This window comes from Bordetella muralis, from assembly GCF_054781015.1.
In genome coordinates, this window is sequence record NZ_BAAGVF010000007.1 from 1 (window position 1) to 5452 (window position 5452).

9 protein-coding genes are annotated in these 5452 nt (G+C 56.5%); 3 read left to right on the forward strand and 6 right to left on the reverse strand.

The window, feature by feature from the left end; translation table 11 throughout:
* Positions 1–164: 164 nt before the first annotated feature.
* The 3 genes from copC to ACYVIT_RS17765 all read left to right on the forward strand — a co-directional run bounded on the left by copC (position 165) and on the right by ACYVIT_RS17765 (position 2043).
* Complete coding sequence (copC, locus tag ACYVIT_RS17755; RefSeq protein WP_415807127.1) at positions 165–551, forward strand: copper homeostasis periplasmic binding protein CopC; 387 nt, start codon at positions 165–167, stop codon at positions 549–551.
* A 4-nt stretch (positions 552–555) separates the two neighbouring features.
* Positions 556–1482: a copper homeostasis membrane protein CopD gene (gene copD / locus ACYVIT_RS17760; RefSeq protein WP_415807126.1), complete on the forward strand. Its 927-nt coding sequence runs from the start codon at positions 556–558 to the stop codon at positions 1480–1482.
* 72 nt (positions 1483–1554) lie between these two features.
* Positions 1555–2043, forward strand: coding sequence for a c-type cytochrome (locus ACYVIT_RS17765; RefSeq protein ID WP_415807124.1), 489 nt, complete (start codon positions 1555–1557; stop codon positions 2041–2043).
* Between the two features lie 37 nt (positions 2044–2080).
* On the opposite strand, the gene ACYVIT_RS17770 is transcribed toward ACYVIT_RS17765, so the two are convergent.
* The 6 genes from ACYVIT_RS17770 to ACYVIT_RS17795 form a co-directional block, all read right to left on the reverse strand.
* Positions 2081–2251, reverse strand: coding sequence for a DUF411 domain-containing protein (locus ACYVIT_RS17770; RefSeq protein ID WP_415807123.1), 171 nt, complete (start codon positions 2249–2251; stop codon positions 2081–2083).
* A 22-nt stretch (positions 2252–2273) separates the two neighbouring features.
* Entirely contained in the window at positions 2274–2516 is a 243-nt protein-coding gene (locus tag ACYVIT_RS17775; protein WP_415807121.1) for a DUF411 domain-containing protein, read from the reverse strand.
* Between the two features lie 119 nt (positions 2517–2635).
* On the reverse strand, positions 2636–3145 hold the full coding sequence (locus ACYVIT_RS17780; protein ID WP_415807120.1) for a protein-disulfide reductase DsbD domain-containing protein: 510 nt from the start codon (positions 3143–3145) through the stop codon (positions 2636–2638).
* On the reverse strand, positions 3142–4329 hold the full coding sequence (locus tag ACYVIT_RS17785) for a protein-disulfide reductase DsbD family protein (protein WP_415807119.1): 1188 nt from the start codon (positions 4327–4329) through the stop codon (positions 3142–3144). Before ACYVIT_RS17785 ends, ACYVIT_RS17780 begins: the two co-directional genes overlap by 4 nt.
* A gap of 207 nt (positions 4330–4536) precedes the next feature.
* Positions 4537–4782, reverse strand: coding sequence for a DUF2933 domain-containing protein (locus ACYVIT_RS17790; RefSeq protein WP_415807118.1), 246 nt, complete (start codon positions 4780–4782; stop codon positions 4537–4539).
* A gap of 50 nt (positions 4783–4832) precedes the next feature.
* On the reverse strand, positions 4833–5144 hold the full coding sequence (locus ACYVIT_RS17795) for a hypothetical protein (protein ID WP_415807117.1): 312 nt from the start codon (positions 5142–5144) through the stop codon (positions 4833–4835).
* Positions 5145–5452: the final 308 nt, after the last annotated feature.

Sequence of the window (5452 nt, forward strand, 5' to 3'; positions counted from 1 at the left end):
TACGCGGAGTATGTTCGCCTTCGGTCCGGTCCCGATTTCGCAGCTGAAGTGGCCAATCAACAGGCCGGAAACTAGCTTTTTTGTTTTACTTCGTTACGAACCTGCAAGCCTTATCTTGGCATTTTCCCTTTAATACAACATCACATATCACGGTAGAAATTTCCATGTCTCGTTCACATCTCATCGCAAAAATTATCGCGCCGATGGTTGCCGGCCTGATCTCAACCGCTGCATTTGCACATCCCTCACTGTTGTCCTCAGCGCCTACCGATAAATCGCAGATCACCGCACCGAAAACGATCGAACTGAAGTTTTCCGAAACATTGGTGACGCAGTTCTCCGGTGCAAACCTGATTATGACCGGCATGCCTGGCATGCCGGGACACGGCGAAATGAAGATCAATGCCAACGTTTCGGGTGCTGGTGACGGAAAGACAATGACGATCACGCCCAACAGCCCACTAGCGGCCGGTAATTACCGCGTAGACTGGCGCGCCGTTTCGTCGGACACACACCCAGTCACTGGCCAGATCACCTTCGAAGTGAAATGAATCGATGGTCGATGATTGGCTGAATATCGCGTTGCGCGTTGCACTCTACGTGGACATGGCAGCGTTGTTTGGCGTCGCTCTGTTTGGCGTCTACGCCTTGCACACTAACGAGCGTATGTCAGGAATCGCGCAGCGATACATTGTTTTCGGGAGGGTAACGGCATTCGTTGGCATGGTGCTATCGCTGTGTCTTATGGCCGTTATGGCGAAGGCAATGTCTGGAGCTCAGGACTATGGTGAGTTATCGGCTCATGTATTCGAGATGATTTTGACAGGCACCCATATGGGTCAAGCCTGGAGTGTTCGGATCGTGGCTCTGGGTGTCTGCATCCTGATGACGGTGTTGAAACTGAATCCGAGGCTCCGCTTCCTTGGGTTGGCAGGAGCAAGCGGCATCGCCCTGTCGACGCTCGCTTGGGCCGGCCACGGGGCAATGGACGACGGCATTCGAGGATATATCCACCTCTCCACAGACATCGCGCATCTATGGGCGGCGGGCGCCTGGGTTGGAGCATTGGCAGCCTTTCTCATGCTTGCGGTAACGAGGAAGGTGAGCGTCCGTGGGTCAGTTGAGATTCTCAGCCGAACATCCACCGGCTTTGCATCGATAGGCACGCTTATTGTCGCAACGTTGATCGTGACCGGCATCGTCAACTACTTGCTAATCGTGGGGCCATCGCTTGCCCCCCTCTTTACGACGCTCTATGGTCGCCTGCTCCTGGGAAAGCTTACCTTGTTCGTAGGCATGCTTTGTCTGGCAGCGGCGAATCGGTATAGACTGAGTCCGAAACTGGAGTTGTCGTTGACTACGGGAAATAGTAGTCAGGCTGCGGCAATTTTGCGTAAGAGCCTGCTCATGGAATCGATGCTCGCCATATGCGTCTTGGCAAGCGTTGCTTGGTTGGGAGTGCTTTCTCCTGTCGCAGTGTGAGGACGCAAGCGAAAACTGGCTTTGGCTTGCACCGGAATCGCTGGTCACGATCAACCCGAATACCATCGGACTATGGCATCTCGCCGATTTAATAGAAAATGGGCCGTTGCAGCCATCGGCACCGCGACCGTGGCGGGAGCGGCCCTGCTGTATTGGGCCAGTCTCCCACCCAGTGCGACGTTCATCGATCCTACGAATCGGGGACAGATTATGCAGGGCAAGGCGATTTATGCGTACACCTGCGCTGCCTGCCATGGAGCAAAGTTGCAAGGACAGCCGAATTGGCGCGAACGCCTTGCCAATGGACGGCTGCCTGCGCCGCCGCATGACCCTACAGGCCATACCTGGCACCATCCCGATGCGGTGCTTTTTGATCTGGTGAAAAATGGCCTGATTCCGGGACGTACCGCGCCACCAGGTTATCAGAGCGACATGCCGGCATTTGGCAGCGCCCTGAGTGATGAACAGATCATTGCGGTGCTCGCCTACATCAAGAGCAGCTGGCCGCCCGACGTGCTGAGCATGCAAAAGGAAGTGACCGAACAGCAGCGGTCGCGGTGATGACGCTGGGCGGCGGATCACTTCTTCGATATTTGGTTTAGAAGCTTGCGTACACTTTGGACTGCGCGCCTGGCCCAAGCGTGTAGACGGTGAGAGGACCTGTCTGTTCACCGGGCATACCCGGCGCGCCCACCGGCATACCGGGAAGCGACAGCCCCTGGCCTGCAATATGCTCCGAGAGCACCTGTTTGACATGCTTGGCAGGCACCAGACCTTCTACTACATGACCTTCAATCAATGCCGTATGACAGCCTGCGAGGTTCGTGGGAACGTGGTACTTCGCTTTGATGGAAGCGGAGATCAGGCGTATTGGTCGTTTCTACTGTGAAACCGTTGGCTTCCATGTATGCGGCCCAGCGGTCGCAACATCCGCAGCCGGGATTCTTGTACATCTTGACGGGGATGCTGGCGGCAAAGACTGAGAGCGGCACGCCGAGCATCAGGCCCAATGCCAGTTTCTTCACTGTATGCATGATGAAATGCTCCTCTTGAAGTGATTTACTCAACGGTTGAAAGTCATGATCTGTTCAAGGCGATCCATATCTACGCCCGGCAGGATCTTCTGCTTCAAGGCGTGGCACGGGCTCCGCAGTCAGACTTGCTCCTGAGCGACCGGGATTGTCGCAGGTGGGAGACAGATACCTTGGTCATTGCAAGCCTGAACCCGTACGACGAGGCGCTCGCCCGCTTCGATCTTGATCTGATGTACCGGGATGCGCGTGCCGTCGTCGTAGACCAGGATATCGGTCGTATCGATCTTGATTCCGCTACTTACACCGGCCGGGTAGTCGGCCTGCACCGAACGCTCTTTGCCATCGTATATAACGAGTACTGAGGACGGGATCAGATTGTCTAGGGAGGCGGGATTCGCGTTGACGTGCCAACCCCCTTCGATGTGCAGCGTAATCACCCCGTCCTGTCCCGTCTTGGTGAGTGATGCTTTGACATGATTGGCCGAATCGGCAAATTCCGTGTACGTCGCGGTGCCGCTCGCAGTCGAATCGGTGGGAGTCTGGGGTGTGCGTGCGATCAGGAGGGCGGTGCCCGCGACGATCACGACAGTGGCAAGTATCCCTAGCCCGTATCGGGTCAGACGATTCATGATATGTTTTCCTGCGTTAGGGTTTGGTTCAGCGCCTGCACGAGGCTCGCGCTGGTAAAGAGCCCCGAGAATGTTTGTACTTGGTTTCCCTGGTGGTCGAGCACGACGGCAAAGGGCAAGCCCACGCCGCCGTGCAAGGCAAGCAGGTGTTCAAGGAGCGGATCCGGACGAGTGAGATCCACCTGCAGCGCAACGGTTCTGCTGCGTTTCAGGGCCGCGACGACATCCCTATCTGCGTACACTGTTTTCTCCAGGACTTTGCAGTTGATGCACCATTGGGCCGTAAATTCCACTAGAGCCGGCCGGCCGAGCGTCGACAAGGCTGCCACATCAGTAGCGCGCAGCGGCTGCCAGGCGATGGCTGTTTCTGCCGATTGCCCGAGGTCCGAGCCGAAGTAACCGAGCGCTGCCGCGATGCTACCCACCAATAGCGCCGCCGTGCGGGCGCTACGCGCCGTGGTCCGCCAGAACGTGACGGCCGCCCACACAAGTACGGTGGCAAACAGCGCTATCCATAGAGGGGTACCCCATGCGACGGGCAGTAAGCTTTGTGCGTAAAAAAGTGCTGCTGCAAGCAGCAACCAGCCAAAGCTTTGCTGAATGACCTTCGTCCAGGCTCCGGCACGTGGCAGACGCTTGAGCAGGCTCGGTCGCAGGATGAGCACGACGTAGGGAGCCGCAAGCCCCAGACCGATTGCGACAAAGATGACAATGATGTTGGTGATCGGCTGTGTCAGGGCAAAGACCAACACGCCGCCCAAAAGCGGTCCGGTGCAGGGAGTGGACAATAGCGCGCTCACCAGCCCGGAGACGAAGGGTTCAAGCAGACGTCTGCCGCGCAGTGTCGCCACTGCATTGGGCAGAGGAAGGCTGCGGCCCAAGAAATTCAGGACGGCCAGAGCAGCGAGCAGCGCACTCAAGGTAATCAAAAGTGGTTGCGACTGGAACAGCACTCCCCATCGCCATTGCAGCAGGGCTGTCGCCAGCCCCAAGCTGCCAAAGAAGAGTACGGATCCGGCCGTAAAGAGCGCCGCAGAGGCCAGACGTACCGCTCGACGCTCGCCCGCTTCGCGCAATACCGCACGCACCTTGAGGGGCACGGCGGGCAGAACGCAAGGTGTGAGGTTGAGCAGCAGTCCGGCGCCGACAGCCAATAGGGTTTGCAACAGCAACAGTGCGCTCACGCTGTGAACCTCAGACGAAAAGGAGCGAGGCTTTGACCTCGCCGTTGTGCATAAGGTCCATACCGGCGTGCTTCAGCATATGGTACTGGTGAGAATACAGGACCGGGAATCCAGGCATCGTGCAAAAGGCCATCGCAGCCCGGGCGAGGCGTGAAGGAGTCTCGCCTCGTCCGATTCCGCTCTGCAGCCTTGTGGTTCTCACCGAAGTTATTTCGAGCCTATCTGTCTGGCAGGATTCACGTCTCTGTGCGGCGGGTCAGCCTCTTTAGCATGGTTATGGCCACTTATCGTTTTCATCATGAATATCATCGACAACGGGCAAACCAGCACCAGCAACAGCGGGGTCGTGCCCAGTACCGTTTCACGCATGCCAGGAAAGAGAGCGTAGGCTGCGGCGGCAACAGCCACGATTCCCACGGCTAGATACGCCATCGTCTTCTTACTGCAGTGCATTTTGGTTCCTCCACAAATAAAGACGCTAAGATCCAATCGTCGCGTCGCAATCACTTGCCTTCAGGCACTTTGACCTGGTCCGCATACTTGCTGAGAATATCTCCCATAGCTTTCATCATTTCGGCATGCATTTGCATTGAGAGTTTCTCATTGCCAGGTGGCAACTGAGCCATCATGGGACAATTTTTCATCATCCCCATCATGCCCCCCATAGGCATGCTCTTACCATCACCCTGCATGCCGTTGTGCATGCCTGTCTGCATGTCGGCGCCATCGTGGGCGGGTGTTGCAGCGATGGCAGGTGCTCCGAACGCCAATGCCGTTGACGTCACAATGGCGACAAAGAGAGTTTTCGTGTTCATATCTGCTCCTGAAAATTAAGAATTTCCGATACGTGGATAGATCAGAAATCGCTCGACGAGTTCGATTTTTTTCTCGATCAGCGATAAGAAGAGCCTCACCTTATGGCAACGTTTCAAGCACCCTCTCACCCGTGGCTAGCGGTAGGCAAGAGGCAAGAAGCAAGAAGCAAGAAGCACAGGATCGGACTCACGACTTCTCACCGATTAATGATTGCCGATGTCCCCCTTCAGCCTTAGCTATTGGCCTGTTGATTGGCCACTTCAGCTGCGAAATCGGGACCGGACCGAAGGCGAACATACTCCGCGTA

What these genes read in the sequence shown, in the direction of transcription:
- ACYVIT_RS17790 (WP_415807118.1), bottom strand. Translation starts at nt 4,782, where the DNA reads ATGCACTGCAGTAAGAAGACGATGGCGTATCTAGCCGTGGGAATCGTG.
- copC (WP_415807127.1), top strand. Translation starts at nt 165, where the DNA reads ATGTCTCGTTCACATCTCATCGCAAAAATTATCGCGCCGATGGTTGCC.
- ACYVIT_RS17795 (WP_415807117.1), bottom strand. Translation starts at nt 5,144, where the DNA reads ATGAACACGAAAACTCTCTTTGTCGCCATTGTGACGTCAACGGCATTG.
- ACYVIT_RS17765 (WP_415807124.1), top strand. Translation starts at nt 1,555, where the DNA reads ATGGCATCTCGCCGATTTAATAGAAAATGGGCCGTTGCAGCCATCGGC.
- ACYVIT_RS17775 (WP_415807121.1), bottom strand. Translation starts at nt 2,516, where the DNA reads ATGCATACAGTGAAGAAACTGGCATTGGGCCTGATGCTCGGCGTGCCG.
- copD (WP_415807126.1), top strand. Translation starts at nt 556, where the DNA reads ATGGTCGATGATTGGCTGAATATCGCGTTGCGCGTTGCACTCTACGTG.
- ACYVIT_RS17780 (WP_415807120.1), bottom strand. Translation starts at nt 3,145, where the DNA reads ATGAATCGTCTGACCCGATACGGGCTAGGGATACTTGCCACTGTCGTG.